A 21,306-nucleotide genomic window follows, 5' to 3' on the forward strand; every position below is an offset into this window, starting at 1 on the left:
CCGTAGGCGGGCGAGGGCGTCCTGACCAGCGGCGGACGGTTCGGCCGGGCGGCTCGTGGACGGGGCTGCGGCGCCGAATCGGGATCGACATCCACCCGGCGCGCAATCACACCGTCTTCGTCGTACACGGCGTATGCGGTCACGCTGCCGTCCTCCTTGGCGCGGTAGATCACTTCTCCGGGGTTCGCGTTCTTCGGGAACCGGCCACTGACCTGGGTAGCACCCGAGAGGTCGAACTTCTTCGGGTAGGGACTCAGCCCGAGCGGGTCGGAGGCAACGTGCAGGTTGGGAACGTACGCCTCGGGGCTGGGCGCCGGCGAGAGCCCGAGCGGATCCGGGCTGGTGTAACCGGTACGACGACCCGTTGGCGATCGTGGAGGGACGGGTCCGTACTGACCTGGAACGGTACGGTCGGCGGACCGTTGGTGGGGTAGCGCGGCACCTCACACGTCGGGATACGCCTGGATGAAGGCGTGCAGCCAGGCGCGGAAGTCCTCGGGTCCGTGCAGGGGAGTGCCGGGTCCTGACATCAGATCGGCGCCGCCCAGTGCGTCCAGGGCCTGCCATACCGCTTCCTCGGCGAGCAGGGGGTCGTCCCCCTCCATCACCTCCAGGGCCCAGTCGGCGGCCTCCCCGGCGTCGGCCGCGGGGTCGTCGGCCAGCGCCTCCAGCCGCGCTTTGATGTTGTGTAGAAGCTCGTCGCTCATGTTCCCTCGGTAGTGGATGGTCGCTGGTCGGCTCAGAAGGTGCCGGTAAAATTGCCCAGCGCGTCGAAGACATAGTGAACCTTCTTGCCGCCGGTCACCGTCACATCGGGGCGAACGATACGGACGTTGCCTGCGTGGTCGACGGTCTCGTGCCAGATCCGGGTGGCGTCCGTAGCGGGATCCCACTCTCGTACCAGGCGTCGGCCGACCATCTCACCGGGGTTCCGTGCTTCCGCGATGGTTCCGTAGAAGCGGAACCTCCCGCTTTCGAGCTCCCGGATTCCACCCTTGCCGTATTTCTGCGCCTGCTCGTAGTAGCGCAGCTGCTTGGCGTAGTTCGCCGGGTTGTCCGCGCCCGCACCCCCGCAGGCCGGGGCGAGGCCCAGCGGGTCGGTCCACAGCAGCGGATTCGACACGTAGGCGTGGTGGTTGGGGGCCGCGTCCAGGCCGAGTGGGTCAGGGGAGACGTAGCGCCCCAGCGCCGGATCGTAGTAGCGCTCGAGGTTGTAGTGGAGGCCGGATTCTGCGTCGTAGTACTGGCCCTGGAAGCGCAGTGGGCACGGCTCGTCGCCCGTGGGCGTCCCCGATCCCCAGAGGGTGGTCCGCATCCGCCAGGCGACGTCGCCTGACGCGTCGAGCAGTTCGGTCGGTGCTCCGGCGAGGTCGGTGACGATGCACCAGCCAGGCGAGTGGTCCGCCGATGATCATGACGACGATGCCGAGGACGGCGACGATGATCTTGCAGGCGGCGACGATGTCGTCCCAGTGGTCGGCGACCCAGTCGACCGCCTTCTCCCACCAGTGCTTGTTGTGGATACCGGCGTCGGATGCTTCGTGCAGGGCGTGTTCGGCCTTGGAGGCGGCGGTGTCGCGGATCCCGGCGGCCTGCGCGGCGAGTTCCTTGGCGGCGTCGAGGCGCGACTGGGCGTCGTGGACGGCGGCGGAGGCGGTGTTGTGGGCGCTGCTCGCGTCGGTGGCGTTGCGGGCGGCGTCGCGGACGTCCTGCTCCGAGGGTGGGGGGACGCCGGGCTTGGGGTCTTGCTGGTACTCGTTGGACTTGTCCTGGGCGCGTTTCACCCAGGCGTCGGCGTTGGTGAGTTGACCTTTCGCGGTGTCCAGGTCGGCGCGGGCCTGGCGGCCTTGGGACAGGGCGCGGTCGGCGTCGGCCTGCGCGGTCTCCAACTGCGGCCAGTAGTCGTCCAAGGCACCTGACGCCAGGCGGTAGGAGCGTTCCAGCTTGTCCAACTCGCCGGGCAGGTCACCGAACTGGGTGCGGTACTCGTCTCCGGACAGGCCGGCCCATTCCTGGATGACGGTGTCGCCGTTCAGACCGCGCACGGAGCGCAGGGCGCTGGCCACGTCGTCGGCGAACGCCCCGAGTTTGCGGGCGAGTTCCTTGACCTCGTACGGCTCCCCCGGTACCGGATCCCGGTCCAGATCCAGCACATGCCAATCCGTCGGCCTGCCCATGACCGCTGCCTCCCCCGATTCAGCCTGCCGGTCCCGCCCATCCTCGCAGAGCTGGAAAGACGCAGGAAGATCGCCGGATCCCTGACCGGCCTTCCCGACCGTGTCGCGCCCGTCACGCAGAGTCCGAGACGGCAGTTCCCCGGACGCCGGTTCCGTCACGGCTGCCGCCACGCGGGGGGGATCGCCCGAGCCCGGACATCGGGCCGCAAAATCTCGCAGGGCCCCACCGCTCAGCGATGGGGCCCTGCGAGTGCCCTCACGGGCGGGTGCGGAGGATACGAGATTCGAACTCGTGAGGGGTTGCCCCCAACACGCTTTCCAAGTCTGTTGGTGACTCGCGGGCCGAGGCGCGGCGGCGTTCACCTGCGTTCACCGTCGCCCGGTCGCCGTCACGGTGTCGGCTTTGGGTCTCGTCTGAACGGCCATGCACGGGGCTGAATGAGACGGAAACTGAGACGGTGGGCGGCCTCTCAGCCTCAGGGCCTGAGACGGTTCTCTTGCGGGTCGAAGCAGATCAGTCCCAAGGAGTCCGCCAAGGTCGCCGCATAGGCGGAGGCTTCCTCGGCCATGCTCCATCGCATCGGGAAGTACACGAGCGGGCCGCTCGCCTCTCCGATCAACGGTCCCGTCGACCACGGAGAGGTGTCCCCCTCGTCCTCGGTCAGGTCACACCATCGCTCCAGCAGCGCGGCGACGTAAGCCGCTATGCGCTCGGTTGGCGGATGCTCCTCATCCGTATCGACGTAGCGGTCGTAGAGGTCGGTGAAGGCTTGCCCGGCCGCCTTGTCATCCGCCGGGCGCTCGCCTTCCCACACAGCCAAGTCGTAGCTCATGCCGGAAAGCTGTCATGCAGCACCGACAGATCGGCATGCCCGGCGACGGGGGCACCTTCTGATCCGTAGCTAGAGCTGGATGGGTCAGCATCGGTCGGACCGGGCACATAGCGGCCGCCTGCGGACGCCTACAGTTGCGGAGAGTTGCTGTGGTTGCGGTACTTCGCTGCTGTACGGGGGTGCTGTCTGTAGAGCGGAAGGCGACCGACACGGCGCGGCGCATACGCCCACTCGCCAAGCTCCACCGTGGGTCTAGCCTGCTTGTCGTGCAGCTTCACGACATACCCTCGCTCTGGCACCTACGCATGGTCAATGGCGGGCTCGCCCACATTTGGGCCGATGGTTACGAGGAAGTTGACGGCTTCTACGTCTTCGATGTTCTCGCTACGGTTTCTCTCGCCGACCAGCCCCACATAGCGGTCACGGGGGCCGCGCCGGCCGATCCGGAAAAGGTGTGCGTCACCGTTGCCCGCATTCCGATGAACGCGGTGCAAGACCTCCACACGGCCAAGATCGGCACGGATCTCCCCTACTGCGCATGTGATCAAGGGCAGCGGTCGCGCGACCAAGAGGAGACGTTAGAGCGCTAGTTTGGAAGACCAGTGCGGTGGCCCCGTGGGGACCTCGTACAGGCCCGTACGGCGCCTTTGGGGTCTCTGACCCGCTGTTCCCCGTAAGACCCCGCTGCGCACCCGTCAGACGGGCACGTGGCGGGCACGACCGCGCGAGTCAGCGGACCGGCACCCAGTTAGGGACGAACTCCAAGATCTCGTTTCGGTCGGCCCACCGCCACCAACGATGCCCGCTCCCGCACGAGAGCACTGCGCGGCATGCCCGCTGTCCGTCATCGTCGCGCTTCATCAGCAAGAGTCCGCGGTCGGCGAGTGGTTTGCCGCACTCGGGGCAGGGCTCTCCAGACACGGAGCCTCCTCCATGCAGGCCACCAAGAGACACCTCATCTTGCCGTACGTCCACCCAGGTGCCCGTTGTGGAGATGGGATGATCTCCCCGGAGGAGTGCGAGTGGACATGCTTGAGCTGATGGGTTGGCTGGCCGAGCGCGGAATCACGACCGTGTTCAAGGTCGACGGTGAGCGCATGATCGAGCGCAGAACCGCATGGATGGTCCTCGTCAGCGGTGGCGCGCTTGGCGAGGACTCCTTTTTTCGTGCGGATCTGATCACAGCAGACGCCTGTCTGGACTCCTTGCTCGCCCACCTGGAAAGCAAGGGCCTGTCGCCGTTCGCGTGATCGACGTGTCGCGGGTGCCTATTGCCCCTAGATGCGAACTATGGGCGCGACGGTCGCTGAGGTCTCTTGACGAGGTCAACGGGTTGATGGGGGGTGCTATCAGCCGTAGGCGACCGGCGCGGTTGCTGTACTTCCCTGCGGTACAAGGGCACCCGCCTACGGAACCTTCGCCCGCGAGCGGGACGATTCTTGCGCCAATGCTCTTGCAGCTCGGCGCCCGTGGCGAGGGGCACCGCAGCTGCGATGCTTATTACGACACCCCAGATGCCCTGCCAAATCCCCTTGCCTAGCATGAGGAGGCCAGCGATCCAGGACCAGCTAATGAGCCAACTCTTCCACTGAAACCAGCCTGACCAGCTCATCCGCCCCCGTCGCATGCCGTAATCGTAGCCTCGCCCAGCACCCGCACCAATGAGTTCCACGCCCCCGCTTCCATCCCGTCTGCCCTCGGCCCGCACTCCTGTGGAGCGGGCGTGGTTCAGGGCGTCAAGGTGGAGCGCGCCGCTGTACGAACGACCTTGACGCCCTGGGCCGCGACTGCTCGGCTTGTCCCGGGTCGATGGCAGTCGGGATGGGAGCTCCCGCACCATTCCCACGACGAACGTGCGGTCGCCGGCCGGGCCTGGTCCATCTCGGAGCCTGAGCGCCCCCGCCGGAGGCACCTCTTTGACCCCGGCTGTACGGTCTCGCCTCATGCCCCTCGGGCCTCCCCCCTCGCGGGCGCGCGCGGCGTCGGCCGTGCCGAGCGGGGCGGAGACAGGAGCGACGGCGCGGCCGGAAGCCGGACGCGCGCCCGGCGGAGCGTCAGCGACGCCGGGAGCCTTGAACCCGTAGAGAAGGTTGTTACTCGGGCAGGCCCCTGAATTTGGCTGGACTGGGGGATGGGGAGCTCGGCAGGATGCGCCCCATGGGCAACACGATGGCGTGGCCAGTGATGCGGACCAGGGACTTGGGGGAAACCTTCGCTCTTGCGAAGAGGCTGCTGTCTGTTGCTTCCTGGTATGACCCGACGTGGTGCTACTTGGATGCCTGGGCGCACAGCCACGATCTCCTGGAACGCTTGGTCGATGCCTTCCCTGATGAGGCGAGGGCCAAGGTCTATGCACGGGACGGCAGCGGGCTACCTGTAAACGTGTCTCTGGGCGTTACTTCCGTCGCCGCGGCGCGAGTGGCTCTGGAGACTTGGGCGAGCATTACGAGGTGCTACGTCCTGTGGCACAACTTGAAGTGGCCAGCCTTGCCTGAGCTCGGGTTGGAGCACGAGGAGTACAAGTATGCCGAGTTGGAGATTGCCTGTAACAGCCATGACATTCATTGTTCCGAGTGGGCCGCGGAGCACACCGTGTTCGTCCATGCCCGGCCCGGAGAGGTAGAGCGTCCCGCTTGGCTGGCGGCACAGGTCGGTGCCGAGGTTGTTGGACCGCCTGAGTTCGGCTGGTAGGGAGCACGGTCGGAGTTAGTAGGGGTCATCCATCGCTTGGGCCGAGGTCCACGGGCGGGGGCCTGAACCCGTCTGCGCATGCCGGGCGACTGGCGGCACCATGGACCAGGGCAAGGAAGGTGACGGGGCGGGCGGTCCATTCGATCGTGGTTGTGGCGTGGTGGGCGGTGTAGGTGCAGGGCTTGCCGGCCTGGAGGAGCTGGGTGGCGTCGAGTTGGCCGGTGGTGAGCCAGGTCCAGGCGTCGTGAGAGGCGGCACGGTCCAGGGCGGGTGTGATGGTGCGCAGAGCGATGCGGATCCAGCGGATGGCGTCGGCTGCCGTTGCTACGTCGATAGAAGCCACCAGGACAGGGGTCTCGCCTGTTGCGGGGCTCTTGGTCCAGCATTCGCACCAGTAGCCGGGGCGGAGCAGGGGCGTGGGGTTGTTCATCGGGAGCTCCCGCGCAGGTGGATCGTCAGGCGGTAGCGGCAGGCGTCATCGGCGAACGTCACGCTGTACGGGCTGCCTTGTGCAAGGACGGCCATCGCGCGTTCGTGCTCGGCCATGTCGGTCGACCAGCGGCGGCCGGGTCGCGCGTAGGGCTCGTCGAGTTGGTCGGTCACGTCCTGGGCGCGGCCGATGAGCCAGCGCAGCGCCAGGCGCCGGTTACGTATGGCGCAGGCTCCCAGCGAGATGACTCCCCCGTCCGGCGCGTGGGCGGTGACCTCGCACCGGTACCCGACGCCGTGTACGGGACTCAGCGCGGTAAGCATGCGAGTTCATCCACAGCTGTGGACGAGTACAGGTACGCCGTGACCGTGCGGCCGTCCTCGCCTCCCAGCGTCTCGACATGTTGAGCCAGCGCGGCCACCATCCCCAGGCCGCGGCCGTGGGTCTCCTCATCGTCGGGGTGCTCGACCGCGGGCACGGTCTTCGCGCCGCCGGCATCGGTCACGGACACGCACACCACGTGCTCGGACAGCGCCAGGCTGACGTGGAAGGACCCCGTCGGATCGCCGCTGAGCGTGTGGAGGAGCGCGTTCGCGCCTAGCTCGGTGACGATCAGCGCCGCGTCGTCGGCGTGTGGCGAATCGGCCAGGACTTCCCGGGTCCAGCGTCGCGCGCGGCCAACTTCCTCCAGCGAACCCGGGCAAGTGAGTCCCCAGATCCGCACGCTACTCATATACTCGTCCATACAAGTTCCTTTGTGCTGGTAGGCGGCCATGGGTAGAGAGTTCGAGCTAGACGAGTTTCACGCCGTCGTGCGCACGCACGGCTGGCGGGGATGTGGCGTCGAGAGCGTCCAGGACGCGGATCGCGTATGCCTCGTCTGCGAGTTCGGAGACTTCTTCGCGGGTTGCCCAGCGCAGGGCGCTGGTCTCACTGCCGACGGCCGGTTCGCCGTCGATCGCCTCGCATCGGAAGACGAGGGAGACGATGAGGCCGGTCATGTTCTTGTAGACGCCCGTGAGAGTCGCGGGCAGCGCGATCTTGACGCCGGTCTCCTCCAGGACCTCGCGCTGGAGAGCGTCGGGGATGGTCTCGCCCGCCTCCAGCACTCCGCCCGGCGGTTCCCAATGTCCGTTGTCCCGACGCTTGATGAGCAGCGCGCGGCCCTCGTCGTCGACGATGACTCCGGCGACGCTCACCGAGTGCGGGCGCTCGATCGGCACGTACCTGATCCTCTCGGGTGGCTAGGCTCTCCACCGTAGCAACAAGGGTCGGCCGCTCGTCTAGATATCCAAAGGAGTACGCATGCCCGCTATCCCCTCCGGTGCGCTCGGCGCACTGGACCCGACGAGCGACCGGGCGGTCTTCCGCCAGATCGCCGACCAGCTACGCGAGGCCATCGACAAGGGCCGCTTCTCCGAGGGCGACAAACTCCCGTCGGAGACCGAACTCGTCGAGCACTACGGCGTCTCCCGGATGACCGTCCGCAACTCCCTGTCCGTCCTCCAGGGCGAAGGGCTCGTGTTCTCCGAGCACGGCAAGGGCGTCTTCGTCCGCCCCCGCCCCCCGGTGCGCCGCCTGGCCTCCGACCGGTTCGCCCGCCGCCACCGCGAGCAGGGCAAGTCGGCGTTCACCGTCGAAGCCGATGCCGCCGGCAGTCACCCCACTGTGGACAACCTGGAGGTCAAGGAAGAACGGCCCAGCCAGAACATCGCCACTCGCCTCGGCGGCCCCCGCCGCGTCCTGGCCCGGCACCGCCGCTACCTCCTCGACGGGCGGCCGGTCGAATTCGCCACCTCCTACCTCCCATTGGACATCGCCCGCGGCACCCAGATCGCTGAACCGAACCCGGGCCCCGGCGGCATTTACGCCCGGCTCGAAGAACTCGGCCACCGCCTCGACCACTTCGAGGAGGAGATCCGCGCCCGGATGCCCGCACCGCACGAGGTGCGGTCCCTGCGCCTGGCCGCCGGCGTCCCCGTCATCCACCTGATCCGAACCGCCTTCGACACCGGGGGCCGCGCGGTCGAGGTCTGCGACACCGTGATGGCCGCCGACGCGTACGTGTTGGCCTACCAGCTCCCTGCCACGTGACCAGGGCAGATGGCGTGACGGGTGTTCAACTCCCGCTACTCGTACGCCCCCAGAGGCAAACTCGTATAGACGAGTAGGCGGGATGTGTGGCACAGTGGTTGTCGTGCCCGGGCCTTCGGGTACGACGAATGGCACTTGTCTAGACGACTAGCTGTCACACTGTGAGGAGACTCGACCTTGCGTTCCATCCGTGTGGAGACCTCGGCGGCAACGATCCTGCTGACCGAGGCTCCGGAGACGAAGATCAAGGACCGGCAGACCGGGGAGGTCGCCACCGACGCGACGACCGGTGAGGCGCTGATGACCGTCGGCGTCGTCTACATCGAGGACGGGGAGTCCTCGCTGGTCAAGGTGACCATCCCGCAGAGTGGTGTGGGTGAGGGACTGGCGCTGGGCGCTCCGGTCGCGCTGCCGGGGCTCATCGCCCGACCGTGGGAGAGCACCTTCAACGGCCAGCAGCGGCACGGCATCGCGTTCCGCGCCGCCGCCGTCACCCCGTCCGCCTTCCCGGCCCAGGTCGGAGCCTGATCGGCATGCCCGATCTGACGACGATGCTGGAGGTGGGTGGCTCCCTCGCCGCTGTCGGCGGTGGCGCTGCCTACCTCCGGGCCGAGCAACCGGCCGCGTACTGGTCCATGGTCGGCCTGCCACTCTCGGCGGCTCGCCTCATGGGCTCGTACGGGTCCGTGATGGACGTCTGCGGGCTGACCGTGGCCCCGTCCCGCTTACGCACCCTGGCGGTACGGGCCACGACCCGGCGAGAGGTGCGGCCGGTTCCTCCGCGGCGAGGCATCATCCGCCCGACGACGACGGGCATGCGGCTTCGGCTGCGGCTCGCTCCCGGTCAGGAGCCGGCCGACGTCGCAGCCTCGGCTGAACGGCTGCGGCACGCGTGGGGCGTCCACGCCGTGTACGTGTCCGTGGTCAAGCCGGGCGTGGTCGAACTGCGGCTCGTCGGCTTCGACGTGCTCCGCAAGGTCCGCATGCCACGCAAGGCCGGCGGCGACTTCCTCAAGGTGCCTGTGGCGCTGCGCGAGGATGCGACCGCCTTCGTGCGGGACTACCGCGCGATACCCCACCAACTGACCCTCGGCGCAACGCTGGCGGGCAAGTCCACGTACCTCCGCCACCTCATAGCGGGGCTCGCCCCGCAGCCCGTCGCGCTCGTCGGGATCGACTGCAAGCGGGGCGTCGAACTGGCCCCGTTCGCGGCCCGGTTGTCCGGGCTGGCGACCGACCCTGAACAGGCGGCCGACCTGCTTCCCGTGCTCGTCCGGCTGATGGAAGACCGGTACGACCTGATCAAGGCCCGGCAGGGCATCGCCTCCTCGACGCCGGACGAGGACATCACGTCCGACGTGTGGGGCCTGCCCGAGTCCGAACGCCCGGTGCCTGTGGTGCTGTTCGTCGACGAGGTGGCGGAACTGTTCCTCGTCGCCTCCCGCAAGGACGAAGAACGGCGCGACGAGATGGTCACCCAGCTCATCCGGCTCGCCCAGCTCGGCCGGGCCGCCGGCATCTACCTGGAAGTGTGCGGACAGCGCTTCGGCGCCGAACTCGGCAAGGGCGCGACCATGCTCCGCGCCCAGCTCACCGGCCGTGTCTGTCACCGCGTGAACGACGAAGCCTCCGCAAAGATGGCCCTCGGCGACATCGCACCCGAAGCGGTCATGGCCGCCTGCGCCATCGCTCCCGAACGTCCGGGCCTCGCCGTCGCCGGGGACACCTCCGGCGGCTGGTCCCGCATCCGCACCCCGTACCTCTCCCTCGGGGACGCTGCCGCCATCTGCTCCGCGTCCGCCGATCTCGTACCGGACCTGCCCGCGCTGGACCCCTTCCGGCCTGCTGTCCCGGCCCGTCCGGTCGGCACCCCCGACCCACTGGCCAAGCCCCGTCCCGTCACGGGGTGACCCCCGCCCCCACCTCGTACAGCGCCACGTCCCTACCCCGTCATGCCCTGAACCGAAAGGCAGGCACATGTCCCGCCCCTCACCCCGTGAGCTGTCCGACTTCCTTTCTGACCTCGCCGCGTTCCGCACGGACAGCAACGGCGACTACGCCGAACTGATGGCCCGTAAGGCCGATCTGCTGGAACGGATCGCCGCCGACATGCCCGACGACGCCGATGCGGCCGAGGTCGCCGCGCTCGCCCGCACCCGCGCCAACGACCTCAACGCCACTGGCTGACGCCCCTGGCAGAAAGGACCGGAACGCCATGCGCGCTCGCCTGGCCCGTATCGACGCCGTGCTCGTCCAAGCCGTCATCGCCGCCGCGCTGTCCTTCGCCCACCTGCACGACATCGCGGGCGTCGCCGGACAGCACGGGTGGAAGGCGTGGGCCTACCCGGTCTCCGTAGATCTGCTGTTGGTCGCGGCCTGGAAACGGCTCCGCGGCGGGACGAGCAAGGGCGCCGCCTGGTGCTGGTTCGTGATCGCCCTTTCCGCGTCGCTCGGCGCCAACATCGCCACCGCCGGCCTCCTCGAGGCGCACGCCGTGCCCGCATGGTTGCGCATCCTCGTCGCCGGATGGCCTGCGGTCGCATTCCTGGGCGGCACGCTCCTCGCGCACAGCGCCACCCGGCCTGGTCCAGCGGCCTCGCCCGAACCCGTCACGACCGAACCCACCCCGGAACCGCCTGCCCGTCCCACTCCTGTCATCCCGGCCGTCCCGGCGGCTCTGGTGGCTCATGCCCGCAAGGTCGCCGCCGATCACCTCACCCGCACCGGCAACGCCATCGACACCCTGACCCTGCGCGCCCGCCTCGGCGTCCCAGCACCGCTCGCCGAAGCCATCGCCGCGCAGCTCTGATGAGGAGAAGTTCAGCGAAGGGAAGCGGAAGCCTTGCGCTCGCGTCGACGACGTGCCGCCTCACCAGCGATGAGCATCACGAGGAAGAAGACGCCCATCGTGACGACTCCTCCCCACGATTCATCCAGCCACCGCCGGCCTACCACCACGTTCAGCCCCTGCCACACGATCCCGAAGACGATCAACAGCAGCAGCCGCAAACGCTCGCTCATGAACTCCCCCCGCCCAACTCGCTCAGGGCCTTACCCCAACGCTGCCAGGTACGAGACCTGTGTACCGCCCGCGCATGGAGGCCAACAACCAAGCCCCTGGAAAGGAGAGTTCGCCATGTCTGCCAACCGCCGCTTCCGCAACGTCGTCCGCATCGGGCCCGTCCAGGTCGGCACCGCCTACGACCAGCGGGGCCGGGAGAAGCACACCGCCGCCTGTACCGCGCCGCGCTGCGGCTTCTCCATCGACTACGACAGCCGCGCTGCTGCCGAACTGGCTGCCCGCACCCACCGCTGCCCCGTCCGCTGAAAGGACCGTCCCACCCGTGACCGTCAGCCTGCCCCTGGTCGTCGTCCTCGGCATCGTCGCCTGGGCCGCGATCAAGTTCCTCGGCGTACGCCTCTGGGTCGCCGTCGTGATCGCCCTGTTCGGCTTCTACCTGGCCCACACCTTCCTTGCTCCCGCCATCGACGACAGCACGCGCAACGGCGTCCGCGTCGTCAACGGCACACACACCTAGACGAGTAGTTGAGAGAGGTTCGCCGTGCTCCTCAGTCCCAAGTACCCACAGACCCTCACCCCCTCGCACCACGTCACGACTGCGCCCCTGCCCGTCCGGCACCCGCACCACCCGGCCGTCTGCGCCTGCCAGGCGACCACTCCGCCCGCTGCTCCTCCTCGACGGATGGCGCCCACGGTCGGGGTCGTCGTCGGGGCCGTGGCCGCAGTGATCACGGTCGGTGTCGTCCTCACCGCGCTCCTGGTCGCCGTCGCCGTCGCGGCCGTCTCGGTCGCCGTCGTCGCCCTGGTCCTGCGCTCGCTCCTGATGCCCTCGCGCCAGCGCTGATCCAACGACCTGCCGGGGCGGCACCGACACAGGCCCGCGTGTGCCGCCCCGGCCCCACCCTCCTCGCACCACAGCCCGTGAAGGGAGCTCCGTCATCACCCGCGCAACACCGCCCCCGCTGCCCGAACTCGGCGCCCTGGCCGCGCTCGGCACCCTGCCCGCACTCCTCCGCCAACTCTCCGGACTCGGCGGCTGCACCCACCCCATCCGACTCGACGGCCACCGCACCGAACACGAACTCAACCCCACGACAGGCGAGATCGGACCGGCCACTCACCGCCTGCTCTCCAGCCAACTGGCCGCCGGCCACCTGCTCGTCCGCTGCAACAACCGCCGCACCACCCGATGCGCCGCCTGCGCCGAGACCTACCGCCGCGACACCTTCCACCTCATCACTGCCGGACTCCGCGGCGGCAAGGGCACCCCGGAAGACGTCACAGACCACCCCCGGGTCTTCGCCACCTTCACCGCCCCCGGCTTCGGCCCCGTCCACAACCGACCCGACTCCGGCACCTGCCGCTGCGGTACCGCACACCCCGCCGACGCACCCGAACTCGGCACCCCACTCAACCCCGATACCTACGACTACGAAGCCGCCATCCTGTGGAACGCCCACGCCGGAGCCCTCTGGCGACGGTTCTCCATCTACCTGTGCCGCGAAATCGCCAAGCGCGCCGGACTCAGCCAACGCGCCTTCCGCAACCATGCCCGCGTCTCCTTCGCCAAGGTCGCCGAGTACCAGAAGCGCGGCGCCGTCCACTTCCACGCCGTCATCCGACTCGACGGCCCCGACGGCGGCACCACCCCACCGCCCACCTGGGCCACTGCTGACCTGCTCACGGACGCCATCCGCGCCGCAGCCTCCGCCTCTCGCGTGTCCGGTCCAACCATCGACAGCCGCACCCACACGTTCGCCTTCGGCCGCCAACTCGACGTCCGCACCATCCGCGGTGCCGACTTCGCCAGTTCGACCGCGCTCACCGATCGTGCAGTTGCCGCGTACATCGCCAAGTACGCGACCAAGGGGGCGGAGACAGCGACAGGCACGCTCGACCGCCCGATCCGCTTCCTCGCGGAGCTCCCGCACCTCGCCATCTCCGACCACGCACGCCGCATGATCCGCACCGCGTGGACCCTCGGGGCCCGCAAGGAACTGGAGGAACTGAGGCTGCGCGCCTGGGCCCACATGCTCGGCTTCCGCGGCCACTTCTCCACCAAGACCCGCCGCTACTCCACCACCCTCGGCGCTCTCCGCAACGCCCGCGCCGAGTACCGCCGCGCACGAAGCGGCCAGGCGCGACCCGAGGAGACCACCTACGTCCTCTCCCACTGGGTCTTCGCCGGCATCGGCCTCACTCCTGGCGAAGCCTGGCTCGTCGCGGCCATCGAACCCGCCCCCGGAACGGAAGGAGAGCCCACCCATGGCTGAGCGTGAAGGGGTTGCCAACGAACTGGAGTCCGGCGACACGTCTTTGGCCCTCCTGACGGTTGAGGAGGCGGCCCGGCGGCTCTGTATCGGTCGTACGACGTGCTTCCGGCTTGTCCTGGCCGGAGAGCTTGAGTCGGTGACGGTGGGGCGTCTGCGCCGCGTTCCCGCGGATGCCGTACCCGCCTTCGTGGCCCGGCTGCGTCACCAACCTGCCGAGGCGACTTGGGGGAGGACGGCATGACGGAGAAGCGCACTCGTCAGCCGAACGGGGCGTCGTCCATCTACCTCGGCAAGGACGGCAAGTGGCACGGCCGGGTGACGGTTGGCGTACGGGACGACGGCAAGCCGGATCGTCGACACGTCGAGCGCAAGACCAAGGCGGAGGTGATCAAGGCTGTCCGCGAGATGGAGCGGGCGCGGGATGAGAAGAAGCTCCGGAAGCCGGGCAAGGGCTGGACCTTGCAGAGCTGGCTTGAGCACTGGGTCGAGAACATCGCTCAGCCGTACGTCTCCGAGAACACGTACGACGGGTACGAGGTCGACGTACGGGTTCATCTGGTGCCGGGACTCGGAGCCCACAGGTTGGAGCGGCTTGAGCCCGAACATCTGGAGCGCTTCTACCGGAAGATGCAGACCTCAGGCAGCTCCGCCGGCACCGCCCACCATGTCCACCGGACGATCCGGGTCGCCCTGGGGGAGGCTGTACGGCGGGGGCACGTGCCGACCAACGCCGCCGAAATCGCCAAGGCACCCCGCCTCGAAGAAGAGGACATCGAGCCGTACACGATCGAGGAGGTTCAGAGCCTGCTCGTCGAGGCGTCCAAGCTCCGCAACAGCGCCCGGTGGGTCGTCGCCTTGGCGCTCGGCCTTCGGGGTGCACTGGGAGGACGTCGACCTGGATGCGGGCTACGTCCGCATCCGCAAGAACCGGCTTCGTCCGAAGTACCGCCACGGATGCGGGGACACCCCCTGCGGTCGCAAGGCGGCCGGGTATTGCCCGCAGCGAGAGCAGACGCGCCGCGAGCACAAGAGCACCAAGTCCCGTGCCGGGCGGCGCACGGTCGGTCTGCCCGATCCGCTGATCAAGCTCTTACGCCAGCACCGGGAGGAGCAGGAGAGGGATCAGGCCGCGGCCGGAGCCGATTGGCAGGGCAAGGGGTACGTCTTCGCCTCGCCGACCGGTGGGCCCCTCAGCCCGAACACCGACTACCACGTGTGGAAGCGGCTGCTGAGGGATGCGGGGGTGCGGGACGGTCGTCTCCATGACGCTCGCCACACTGCTGCGACCGTGCTGCTGATCCTTGGCGTTCCGGATGTCGTGGTCGACGCGATCATGGGGTGGGAGCCCGGGGGAGCGGCCCGGATGCGGGCTCGGTACATGCACGTCACCGGGACGCTGCTGCGGAAGGTCGCGCAGCAGGTCGGCGACGTGCTCTGGGAGCTGCCCGGAGTCGTGGATGCTGACGGAACATCCAACTGAGACGGAAACTGAGACGGACAACGAAGAAGGGCCCCACCGCGACCGGTGGGGCCCTTCGACGTATTGCCCGGTGAGAGCAATGGCGGAGGATACGAGATTCGAACTCGTGAGGGGTTGCCCCCAACACGCTTTCCAAGCGTGCGCCCTAGGCCTCTAGGCGAATCCTCCGCGGGAAACAGTACAAGACCGAGGGGGGTGGTTGCGAACTCGATCCCGGGTGATCCGATCGGGTAGGGTGGGGGCTAGCCCCTCACGTGGCGCTATCTCGCTGAACTCCCCCAGGGCCGGAAGGCAGCAAGGGTAGGTGGGCTCTGGCGGGTACGTGGGGGGTCTTCGCATGTCCGGGGCGTGCCGGGCGCGCCCGCGGCGGGTGCCGGGGCAGGCCCGAGGACGGCGTCCGGGGCGCGGCAGGCGGCGGGGTCCCGTACGGCCCGGGAGCCGGGAGTGCTGCCGGCCAGGCTCCGCGTCGGGCAGGGGTGGGGCGCGATGTCAGTGCGCGCGGATAGGCTCGTAGACGTGTCACTCGCCCTGTACCGCCGCTACCGTCCCGAGACCTTCGCCGAGGTCATCGGGCAGGAGCACGTCACGGACCCGCTGCAGCAGGCGCTGCGGAACAACCGGGTCAACCACGCGTACCTGTTCAGCGGGCCGCGCGGCTGCGGGAAGACGACCAGCGCCCGGATCCTGGCCCGCTGCCTGAACTGCGAGAAGGGGCCGACGCCCACGCCGTGCGGCGAGTGCCGCTCCTGCCTCGACCTTGCCAGGAACGGGCCGGGCTCGATCGACGTGATCGAGATCGACGCGGCCTCCCACGGCGGCGTCGACGACGCCCGCGACCTGCGCGAGAAGGCCTTCTTCGGGCCCGCCGGCAGCCGCTACAAGATCTACATCATCGACGAGGCGCACATGGTCACCTCGGCGGGCTTCAACGCCCTGCTGAAGGTGGTCGAGGAGCCGCCGGAGCACCTCAAGTTCATCTTCGCGACGACCGAGCCCGAGAAGGTCATCGGCACGATCCGCTCGCGCACCCACCACTACCCGTTCCGGCTGGTGCCGCCCGGCACGCTGCGCGACCACCTGTCCGAGGTGTGCGGGCGCGAGGGCATCCAGGTCGAGGACGGCGTCTACCCGCTGGTGGTGCGCGCCGGCGCCGGCTCCGTGCGCGACTCGATGTCGGTGATGGACCAGCTGCTGGCCGGCGCGGCCGCCGACGGTGTGACGTACGCCATGGCCACCGCGCTGCTCGGCTACACCGACGCCACGCTGCTGGACGACGTGGTCGACGGCTTCGCCGCCGGCGACGGCGCGGCGGTCTTCTCGATCGTGGACCGCGTGGTCGAGGGCGGGCACGACCCGCGCCGCTTCGTCGCCGACCTGCTGGAACGCCTTCGCGACCTGGTGATCCTGGCGGCCGTCCCGGACGCGGCGGAGAAGGGGCTGATCGACGCGCCGCGGGACGTCCTGGACCGGATGCAGGCCCAGGCGTCGGTGTTCGGCTCCGCCGAGCTGAGCCGCGCCGCCGACCTGGTCAACACCGGACTGACGGAGATGCGGGGCGCCACCTCGCCCCGGCTGCAGCTGGAACTGATCTGCGCCCGGGTGCTGCTGCCCGCGGCGTACGAGGACGAGCGGTCGCTGCAGGCGCGCCTGGAGCGGCTGGAACGCGGCGTGGCCTCCGGGGCCGCGGCCGCGGGCGGCGGTTTCCCGGCTGCTCCCGGCCCTGCCCAGGGCGGGTCCCCCGGCGGGCCCGCGGCGGCCCGCGCGGCGATGGGCCGGCCGGCCCCCGAGCCCGGCCAACCCCAGACTCCGGTCCAGGCACCGGCGCCGGCACCCGTCCAGGCGCCCCCGCAGGCCCCACCCGTCGCGGAACCCGCCGCGCCGCCGCCGGCCGCCGCCCACCAGCCGCCGCCCGCCCAGCCGACGCAGACCCCGCACCCCGCCCAGGCCCAGGCCCCGGCCGGTGAGCCGCAGGCGTCGCGCCCCGGCGCCTGGCCGGTCACCTCCGGCGCCGCCCCCGGTGGGGGAGGCCCCGCAGGCCCCGCCGCCCCGCGCCCCGGCGCCTGGCCGACGGCCGCCACGCCCGGCGTGCAGCAGGACGCCGCCCGGCCGGCCCCAGCGGCACCGCAGACCGCGCAGGGCCAGCAGGCCCCGCCGCCCCAGCAGGCTCCGGCCCCGCCCGCGCAGCCCCAGGTGGCCGCCCCGGTCGGCGACCCGTCCCGGGTCCGCCAGCTGTGGCCGCAGATCCTGGAGGCGGTCAAGCACCGCCGTCTGACCTGGATGCTGCTGCTCAACAACGCCCGCATCGTCGGCTTCGACGGCGAGACGCTGCAGATCGGCTTCGACAACCCGGGCGCGCGCAACAGCTTCGCCAACGGCGACAGCGAGGACGTCCTCAAGCAGGCGATCAGCACGGTCGCCGGCGCGTCCTGGCGGATCGAGACCCTCGTCGACCCCGGAGGCGGCGGCGGAGGCGGTGGTGGCGGCCAGAGCGGGTACGGCGGCCACGGCGGAGGGGGCGGCGCACCGCGTCCCCCGGCCCCGCAGCAGCCGTCCGGCGCGCATGCACCGTACGACCGCGGTGGCGCCGACAGCCCGTCCGCCGGCCAGGGACCCGGCTCGTCGGGCAACCCCGGCTCGGGCCCCGGCGCGGGAGCCGCCGCCGACGGCTCCCCGGGCTCCGGCCCGACCGGTCACGGCGGCGGCGCCGCGACCGCGCTCGCCGCCCGCCCCGGCACGGGCGCCCCGCCGGCCCCGCGCCCCGCGGAACCGCACGCCGCGCAGGGGCGCGCCCCGATGGCGCCGGCGGAGGAGCCGCCGCCGCTGGAGGACGACATTCCGGAGGACGACGACCCGGATCTGGTCGACTCGGCACTCAGTGGTCACGACCTGTTCATCCGGGAGCTGGGCGCCACCGTGATCGAGGAGATCTCACACGGCTGACCTGCGGTTTCGCGCCCGGCGAGGGTAGGCGGACGGCTCGGCGGCGGCCCGCGGACGGGGGCTCGCGGCGGAGCACTACTCCCGGTGTATGCCGCGGCGCGCCGATCCTCCGTACGGCGTAGAGCGCTGGGCCGTACGAGCACGTAGGCTCGCTCTGTCACGAAGAAACAGCACGGCACAGGCAGGAGCGATTCCGTGATCCCCGGTGGTCAGCCGAACATGCAGGCGCTGCTCCAGCAGGCGCAGAAGATGCAGCAGGACCTCGCCGCGGCCCAGCAGGAGCTGGCCGAGACGGAGGTGGACGGCTCGGCGGGCGGCGGGCTGGTGAAGGCGACGGTGACCGGCGCCGGCGAGCTGCGGGCCCTGGTGATCGACCCGAAGGCGGTCGACCCGGAGGACACCGAGACGCTGGCCGACCTCGTCGTGGCCGCGGTCCACAACGCGAACGAGGCCGCGCAGCAGCTCCAGCAGGCCAAGCTCGGCCCGCTCACCCAGGGCCTGGGCGGCATGCCCGGTCTGCCGTTCTGACCCCACATCCCCACGAGGAAGGCGCGTCGGCGTGTACGAAGGCGTGGTTCAGGACCTGATCGACGAGCTGGGCAGGCTGCCCGGCGTGGGTCCCAAGAGCGCGCAGCGGATCGCCTTCCACATCCTGCAGGCCGATCCGGCGGACGTGCGGCGTCTGACGAACGCGCTGGCCGAGGTCAAGGCGAAGGTGCGGTTCTGCGCGGTGTGCGGCAACGTCGCGCAGGACGAGCAGTGCCGGGTCTGCCGCGATCCGCGGCGGGATCCGGAGGTGATCTGCGTGGTCGAGGAGCCCAAGGACGTGGTGGCGATCGAGCGCACCCGCGAGTTCCGCGGCCGCTACCACGTGCTGGGCGGCGCGATCAGCCCGATCGAGGGCGTCGGCCCGGACGACCTGCGGATAAGGGAGCTGCTCGCGCGGCTCGCGGACGGCACGGTCACCGAGCTGATCCTGGCGACGGACCCCAATCTGGAAGGGGAGGCCACCGCCACGTATCTGGCCCGGATGGTGAAACCGATGGGTCTGCGCGTGACCCGGCTGGCCAGCGGGCTGCCGGTGGGCGGCGACTTGGAGTACGCGGACGAGGTCACGCTGGGGCGGGCCTTCGAAGGGAGGCGGTTGCTGGATGTCTGAGACCGTGGTGAACAGGAAGCAGGGCGCGCGCGGATCCCAGGGTGCCGCCGGTACCGCCGGGGCCGGGCAGGCCGGTGTGCAGGCGGGGACGGTGTCCGTGGACGTGCCGCAGGAGCCGGACGAGTTCGCGGTGCAGATCGGCGACCAGATCGAGAGCTTCATCCTGTCGGTCCGCGAGGTGGCCAAGGGCGACGACCCGGACAGCGCGGTGCCGTACCTGCTGCTGGAGGTCTCGCAGCTGCTGCTGGCCGGCGGGCGGCTCGGCGCGCACGAGGACTTCGTGCCGGACGAGCGCTACGAGCCGGACGTCGGCCCCGAGCCGGACGAGGACAACCTGCGCCAGCAGCTCGCGTCGCTGCTGGAGCCGATCGACGTGTACTCCGAGGTCTTCGACCCGTACGTGCCGCGTTCGACGCCGGTCGCCTGCCGGATCTCCGACGACATGGCCGATGTGGTGGCCGACCTCACGCACGGGCTCGCGCACTTCAGAGCCGGGCGGGTGTCCGAGGCGCTGTGGTGGTGGCAGTTCTCGTACCTGTCCAACTGGGGTCCGACGGCGAGCGCGTCGCTGCGGGCGCTGCAGTCGCTGGTGGCGCACGTGCGGCTGGACAGCCCGCTGGACGAGCTGGACGGGCTGGACACCGACAGCGACGGCGACGACGAGGAGCAGCTGGCGAAGGAGGCCGGCCGGGTCATGGAGGCCGAGCTGGGCACCATGGGGCTGCGGCGGGGTCGCCGCTAGGCCGGTGCCCGGGCATCCGCCGCGGGGGGCTTCGTCCGGGAGGACCCAGGGACGGCGCAGCGGGCCGGTGAACCCCGGATGATCACGTGGTGAACGCTTTGTCTCACCATGTGACACATCCGGGGCGTATCGCCCCTGCTCGTTAGACTGGGCTGACCGCATACCCCCCTGAGCGAGGAGCGCACGTGGGCCTTGTCGTGCAGAAGTACGGCGGCTCCTCCGTCGCCGATGCCGAAGGCATCAAGCGGGTCGCCCGAAGGATCGTCGACACCAAGAAGGCCGGCCACCAGGTCGTCGTCGTGGTGTCCGCGATGGGCGACACGACGGACGAGCTCATCGATCTCGCGGAGCAGGTGTCGCCGATTCCGGCGGGCCGCGAGTTCGACATGCTGCTGACCGCAGGAGAGCGGATCTCCATGGCGCTGCTGGCGATGGCGATCAAAAGCCTCGGCCACGAGGCGCAGTCGTTCACGGGCAGCCAGGCCGGTGTGATCACCGACTCGGTGCACAACAAGGCGCGGATCATCGACGTCACGCCCGGCCGTATCCGCACCGCGCTCGACGAGGGCAACATCGCGATCGTCGCCGGGTTCCAGGGCGTGTCCCAGGACAAGAAGGACATCACCACGCTCGGGCGCGGCGGCTCGGACACCACGGCGGTGGCGCTGGCCGCGGCCCTGGACGCCGAGGTCTGCGAGATCTACACCGACGTCGACGGGGTGTTCACCGCGGACCCGCGGGTGGTGAAGAAGGCCCGCAAGATGGACTGGATCGCCTTCGAGGACATGCTGGAGCTGGCCAGCTCCGGTTCGAAGGTGCTGCTGCACCGGTGCGTGGAGTACGCCCGCCGCTACAACATCCCGATCCACGTGCGGTCCTCGTTCTCCGGGCTTCCCGGCACCTGGGTCAGCAACGAACCACCACAAGGAGACAGGCCGATGGAGCAGGCGATCATCTCCGGTGTCTCGCACGACACCTCCGAGGCCAAGATCACGGTCGTCGGGGTGCCGGACAAGCCGGGCGAGGCGGCGACGATCTTCCGTGCCATCGCGGACGCCGAGATCAACATCGACATGGTCGTGCAGAACGTCTCGGCGGCGGCCACCGGCCTCACCGACATCTCCTTCACGCTGCCCAAGACCGAGGGCCACAAGGCGATGGAGGCGCTGACCAGGGCGCAGTCGGTGATCGCCTTCGACTCGCTGCGGTACGACGACCAGATCGGCAAGATCTCGCTCGTCGGCGCCGGGATGAAGACCAACCCCGGGGTCACCGCGACCTTCTTCGAGGCGCTGTCCAACGCCGGCGTCAACATCGAGCTGATCTCGACCTCCGAGATCCGGATCTCGGTCGTCACCCGGGTCGACGACGTCAAGCCCGCCGTGCAGGCGGTGCACTCGGCGTTCGGCCTGGACAGCGACAGCGACGAGGCGGTCGTCTACGGCGGCACCGGCCGCTGAACCAC

25 protein-coding genes, 1 tRNA gene, 1 other RNA gene and 3 pseudogenes are annotated in these 21,306 nt (G+C 69.9%); 20 read left to right on the plus strand and 10 right to left on the minus strand.

Features of this window, described 5'->3' with window-relative positions:
- Window positions 1–443 precede the first annotated feature (443 nt).
- From ACH4TG_RS06430 to ACH4TG_RS06445, 4 genes and pseudogenes are all read right to left on the minus strand, one after another.
- Window positions 444–707, minus strand: coding sequence for a DNA-binding protein (locus ACH4TG_RS06430; RefSeq protein ID WP_398241010.1), 264 nt, complete (start codon window positions 705–707; stop codon window positions 444–446).
- A gap of 371 nt (window positions 708–1,078) precedes the next feature.
- Window positions 1,079–1,387 (minus strand): annotated as a pseudogene (locus ACH4TG_RS06435) (RHS repeat-associated core domain-containing protein); the annotation flags it as partial.
- A gap of 226 nt (window positions 1,388–1,613) precedes the next feature.
- Window positions 1,614–2,177: pseudogene (locus ACH4TG_RS06440) on the minus strand (putative T7SS-secreted protein); the annotation flags it as partial.
- 476 nt (window positions 2,178–2,653) lie between these two features.
- Window positions 2,654–3,010, minus strand: coding sequence for a hypothetical protein (locus tag ACH4TG_RS06445; RefSeq protein ID WP_398241011.1), 357 nt, complete (start codon window positions 3,008–3,010; stop codon window positions 2,654–2,656).
- Window positions 3,011–3,276: 266 nt separating this feature from the next.
- Between ACH4TG_RS06445 and ACH4TG_RS06450 the strand changes: the two genes are divergently transcribed.
- The 3 genes from ACH4TG_RS06450 (at window position 3,277) to ACH4TG_RS06460 (ending at window position 5,701) form a co-directional block, all read left to right on the plus strand.
- Window positions 3,277–3,600 (plus strand): hypothetical protein, encoded by a 324-nt coding sequence (locus ACH4TG_RS06450; RefSeq protein WP_398241012.1) that lies wholly within the window; start codon window positions 3,277–3,279, stop codon window positions 3,598–3,600.
- Window positions 3,601–4,038: 438 nt separating this feature from the next.
- Window positions 4,039–4,260 (plus strand): hypothetical protein, encoded by a 222-nt coding sequence (locus tag ACH4TG_RS06455; protein WP_398241196.1) that lies wholly within the window; start codon window positions 4,039–4,041, stop codon window positions 4,258–4,260.
- A gap of 907 nt (window positions 4,261–5,167) precedes the next feature.
- On the plus strand, window positions 5,168–5,701 hold the full coding sequence (locus ACH4TG_RS06460) for a hypothetical protein (RefSeq protein ID WP_398241013.1): 534 nt from the start codon (window positions 5,168–5,170) through the stop codon (window positions 5,699–5,701).
- A 25-nt stretch (window positions 5,702–5,726) separates the two neighbouring features.
- Here ACH4TG_RS06460 and ACH4TG_RS06465 read toward each other — a convergent pair whose 3' ends face one another.
- The 4 genes from ACH4TG_RS06465 to ACH4TG_RS06480 are packed head-to-tail and all read right to left on the minus strand — an operon-like array spanning window position 5,727 to window position 7,330.
- Entirely contained in the window at window positions 5,727–6,131 is a 405-nt protein-coding gene (locus tag ACH4TG_RS06465; RefSeq protein ID WP_398241014.1) for a hypothetical protein, read from the minus strand.
- A complete protein-coding gene (locus ACH4TG_RS06470; protein ID WP_398241015.1) occupies window positions 6,128–6,454 on the minus strand; it encodes a hypothetical protein in 327 nt (108 codons plus the stop codon). The genes ACH4TG_RS06465 and ACH4TG_RS06470 overlap by 4 nt, the downstream gene beginning before the upstream one ends.
- Window positions 6,439–6,876, minus strand: coding sequence for an ATP-binding protein (locus ACH4TG_RS06475; RefSeq protein WP_398241016.1), 438 nt, complete (start codon window positions 6,874–6,876; stop codon window positions 6,439–6,441). Before ACH4TG_RS06475 ends, ACH4TG_RS06470 begins: the two co-directional genes overlap by 16 nt.
- Window positions 6,877–6,922: 46 nt before the next feature.
- Window positions 6,923–7,330 (minus strand): NUDIX hydrolase, encoded by a 408-nt coding sequence (locus ACH4TG_RS06480; RefSeq protein WP_398241197.1) that lies wholly within the window; start codon window positions 7,328–7,330, stop codon window positions 6,923–6,925.
- Between the two features lie 106 nt (window positions 7,331–7,436).
- Here ACH4TG_RS06480 and ACH4TG_RS06485 point away from each other — a divergent pair, with 106 nt between their 5' ends.
- The 5 genes from ACH4TG_RS06485 to ACH4TG_RS06505 all read left to right on the plus strand — a co-directional run bounded on the left by ACH4TG_RS06485 (window position 7,437) and on the right by ACH4TG_RS06505 (window position 11,034).
- Window positions 7,437–8,225 carry a GntR family transcriptional regulator gene (locus ACH4TG_RS06485; RefSeq protein WP_398241017.1) on the plus strand — a complete coding sequence of 263 codons (789 nt, stop codon included), beginning with the start codon at window positions 7,437–7,439 and terminating at the stop codon, window positions 8,223–8,225.
- A 177-nt stretch (window positions 8,226–8,402) separates the two neighbouring features.
- A complete protein-coding gene (locus ACH4TG_RS06490; RefSeq protein ID WP_222968324.1) occupies window positions 8,403–8,753 on the plus strand; it encodes a hypothetical protein in 351 nt (116 codons plus the stop codon).
- A 5-nt stretch (window positions 8,754–8,758) separates the two neighbouring features.
- Entirely contained in the window at window positions 8,759–10,135 is a 1,377-nt protein-coding gene (locus tag ACH4TG_RS06495) for an FtsK/SpoIIIE domain-containing protein (RefSeq protein ID WP_398241018.1), read from the plus strand.
- Between the two features lie 67 nt (window positions 10,136–10,202).
- Window positions 10,203–10,412 carry a hypothetical protein gene (locus ACH4TG_RS06500; protein WP_398241019.1) on the plus strand — a complete coding sequence of 70 codons (210 nt, stop codon included), beginning with the start codon at window positions 10,203–10,205 and terminating at the stop codon, window positions 10,410–10,412.
- 28 nt (window positions 10,413–10,440) lie between these two features.
- Window positions 10,441–11,034, plus strand: a complete 594-nt coding sequence (locus ACH4TG_RS06505; protein ID WP_398241020.1) for a DUF2637 domain-containing protein — start codon at window positions 10,441–10,443, stop codon at window positions 11,032–11,034.
- Between the two features lie 11 nt (window positions 11,035–11,045).
- On the opposite strand, the gene ACH4TG_RS06510 is transcribed toward ACH4TG_RS06505, so the two are convergent.
- A complete protein-coding gene (locus ACH4TG_RS06510; protein ID WP_398241021.1) occupies window positions 11,046–11,246 on the minus strand; it encodes a hypothetical protein in 201 nt (66 codons plus the stop codon).
- A 115-nt stretch (window positions 11,247–11,361) separates the two neighbouring features.
- Between ACH4TG_RS06510 and ACH4TG_RS06515 the strand changes: the two genes are divergently transcribed.
- From ACH4TG_RS06515 to ACH4TG_RS06540, 6 genes and pseudogenes are all read left to right on the plus strand, one after another.
- Entirely contained in the window at window positions 11,362–11,553 is a 192-nt protein-coding gene (locus tag ACH4TG_RS06515) for a mobile element transfer protein (protein ID WP_398241022.1), read from the plus strand.
- Window positions 11,554–11,569: 16 nt separating this feature from the next.
- Complete coding sequence (locus ACH4TG_RS06520; RefSeq protein ID WP_398241023.1) at window positions 11,570–11,764, plus strand: hypothetical protein; 195 nt, start codon at window positions 11,570–11,572, stop codon at window positions 11,762–11,764.
- 165 nt (window positions 11,765–11,929) lie between these two features.
- Window positions 11,930–12,091, plus strand: a complete 162-nt coding sequence (locus tag ACH4TG_RS06525) for a hypothetical protein (protein ID WP_398241024.1) — start codon at window positions 11,930–11,932, stop codon at window positions 12,089–12,091.
- 118 nt (window positions 12,092–12,209) lie between these two features.
- A complete protein-coding gene (locus ACH4TG_RS06530; protein ID WP_398241198.1) occupies window positions 12,210–13,520 on the plus strand; it encodes a replication initiator in 1,311 nt (436 codons plus the stop codon).
- Window positions 13,513–13,761, plus strand: coding sequence for an excisionase family DNA-binding protein (locus ACH4TG_RS06535; protein ID WP_398241025.1), 249 nt, complete (start codon window positions 13,513–13,515; stop codon window positions 13,759–13,761). Before ACH4TG_RS06530 ends, ACH4TG_RS06535 begins: the two co-directional genes overlap by 8 nt.
- Window positions 13,758–15,000, plus strand: a pseudogene (locus ACH4TG_RS06540) (tyrosine-type recombinase/integrase). Before ACH4TG_RS06535 ends, ACH4TG_RS06540 begins: the two are co-directional and overlap by 4 nt.
- Window positions 15,001–15,080: 80 nt before the next feature.
- Here the strand turns inward: ACH4TG_RS06540 and ACH4TG_RS06545 are convergent.
- Window positions 15,081–15,168: transfer RNA gene (locus tag ACH4TG_RS06545), tRNA-Ser, on the minus strand.
- 73 nt (window positions 15,169–15,241) lie between these two features.
- On the opposite strand from ACH4TG_RS06545, the gene ffs reads away from it, so the two are divergent.
- The 6 genes from ffs (at window position 15,242) to ACH4TG_RS06575 (ending at window position 21,301) form a co-directional block, all read left to right on the plus strand.
- An RNA gene (gene ffs / locus ACH4TG_RS06550) (signal recognition particle sRNA small type) lies at window positions 15,242–15,338 on the plus strand.
- 178 nt (window positions 15,339–15,516) lie between these two features.
- Window positions 15,517–17,940, plus strand: a complete 2,424-nt coding sequence (locus tag ACH4TG_RS06555; RefSeq protein ID WP_398241026.1) for a DNA polymerase III subunit gamma and tau — start codon at window positions 15,517–15,519, stop codon at window positions 17,938–17,940.
- 195 nt (window positions 17,941–18,135) lie between these two features.
- Window positions 18,136–18,468 (plus strand): YbaB/EbfC family nucleoid-associated protein, encoded by a 333-nt coding sequence (locus tag ACH4TG_RS06560; protein ID WP_398241027.1) that lies wholly within the window; start codon window positions 18,136–18,138, stop codon window positions 18,466–18,468.
- Window positions 18,469–18,499: 31 nt separating this feature from the next.
- Entirely contained in the window at window positions 18,500–19,099 is a 600-nt protein-coding gene (gene recR / locus ACH4TG_RS06565; RefSeq protein ID WP_398241028.1) for a recombination mediator RecR, read from the plus strand.
- A complete protein-coding gene (locus ACH4TG_RS06570) occupies window positions 19,092–19,841 on the plus strand; it encodes a DUF5063 domain-containing protein (RefSeq protein WP_398241029.1) in 750 nt (249 codons plus the stop codon). Before recR ends, ACH4TG_RS06570 begins: the two co-directional genes overlap by 8 nt.
- Window positions 19,842–20,026: 185 nt before the next feature.
- Window positions 20,027–21,301: an aspartate kinase gene (locus tag ACH4TG_RS06575; RefSeq protein WP_398241030.1), complete on the plus strand. Its 1,275-nt coding sequence runs from the start codon at window positions 20,027–20,029 to the stop codon at window positions 21,299–21,301.
- Window positions 21,302–21,306 lie beyond the last annotated feature (5 nt).

The sequence above is a fragment of the Streptomyces sp. NPDC020917 genome (assembly GCF_044333795.1).
Lineage (GTDB): Bacteria > Actinomycetota > Actinomycetes > Streptomycetales > Streptomycetaceae > Actinacidiphila.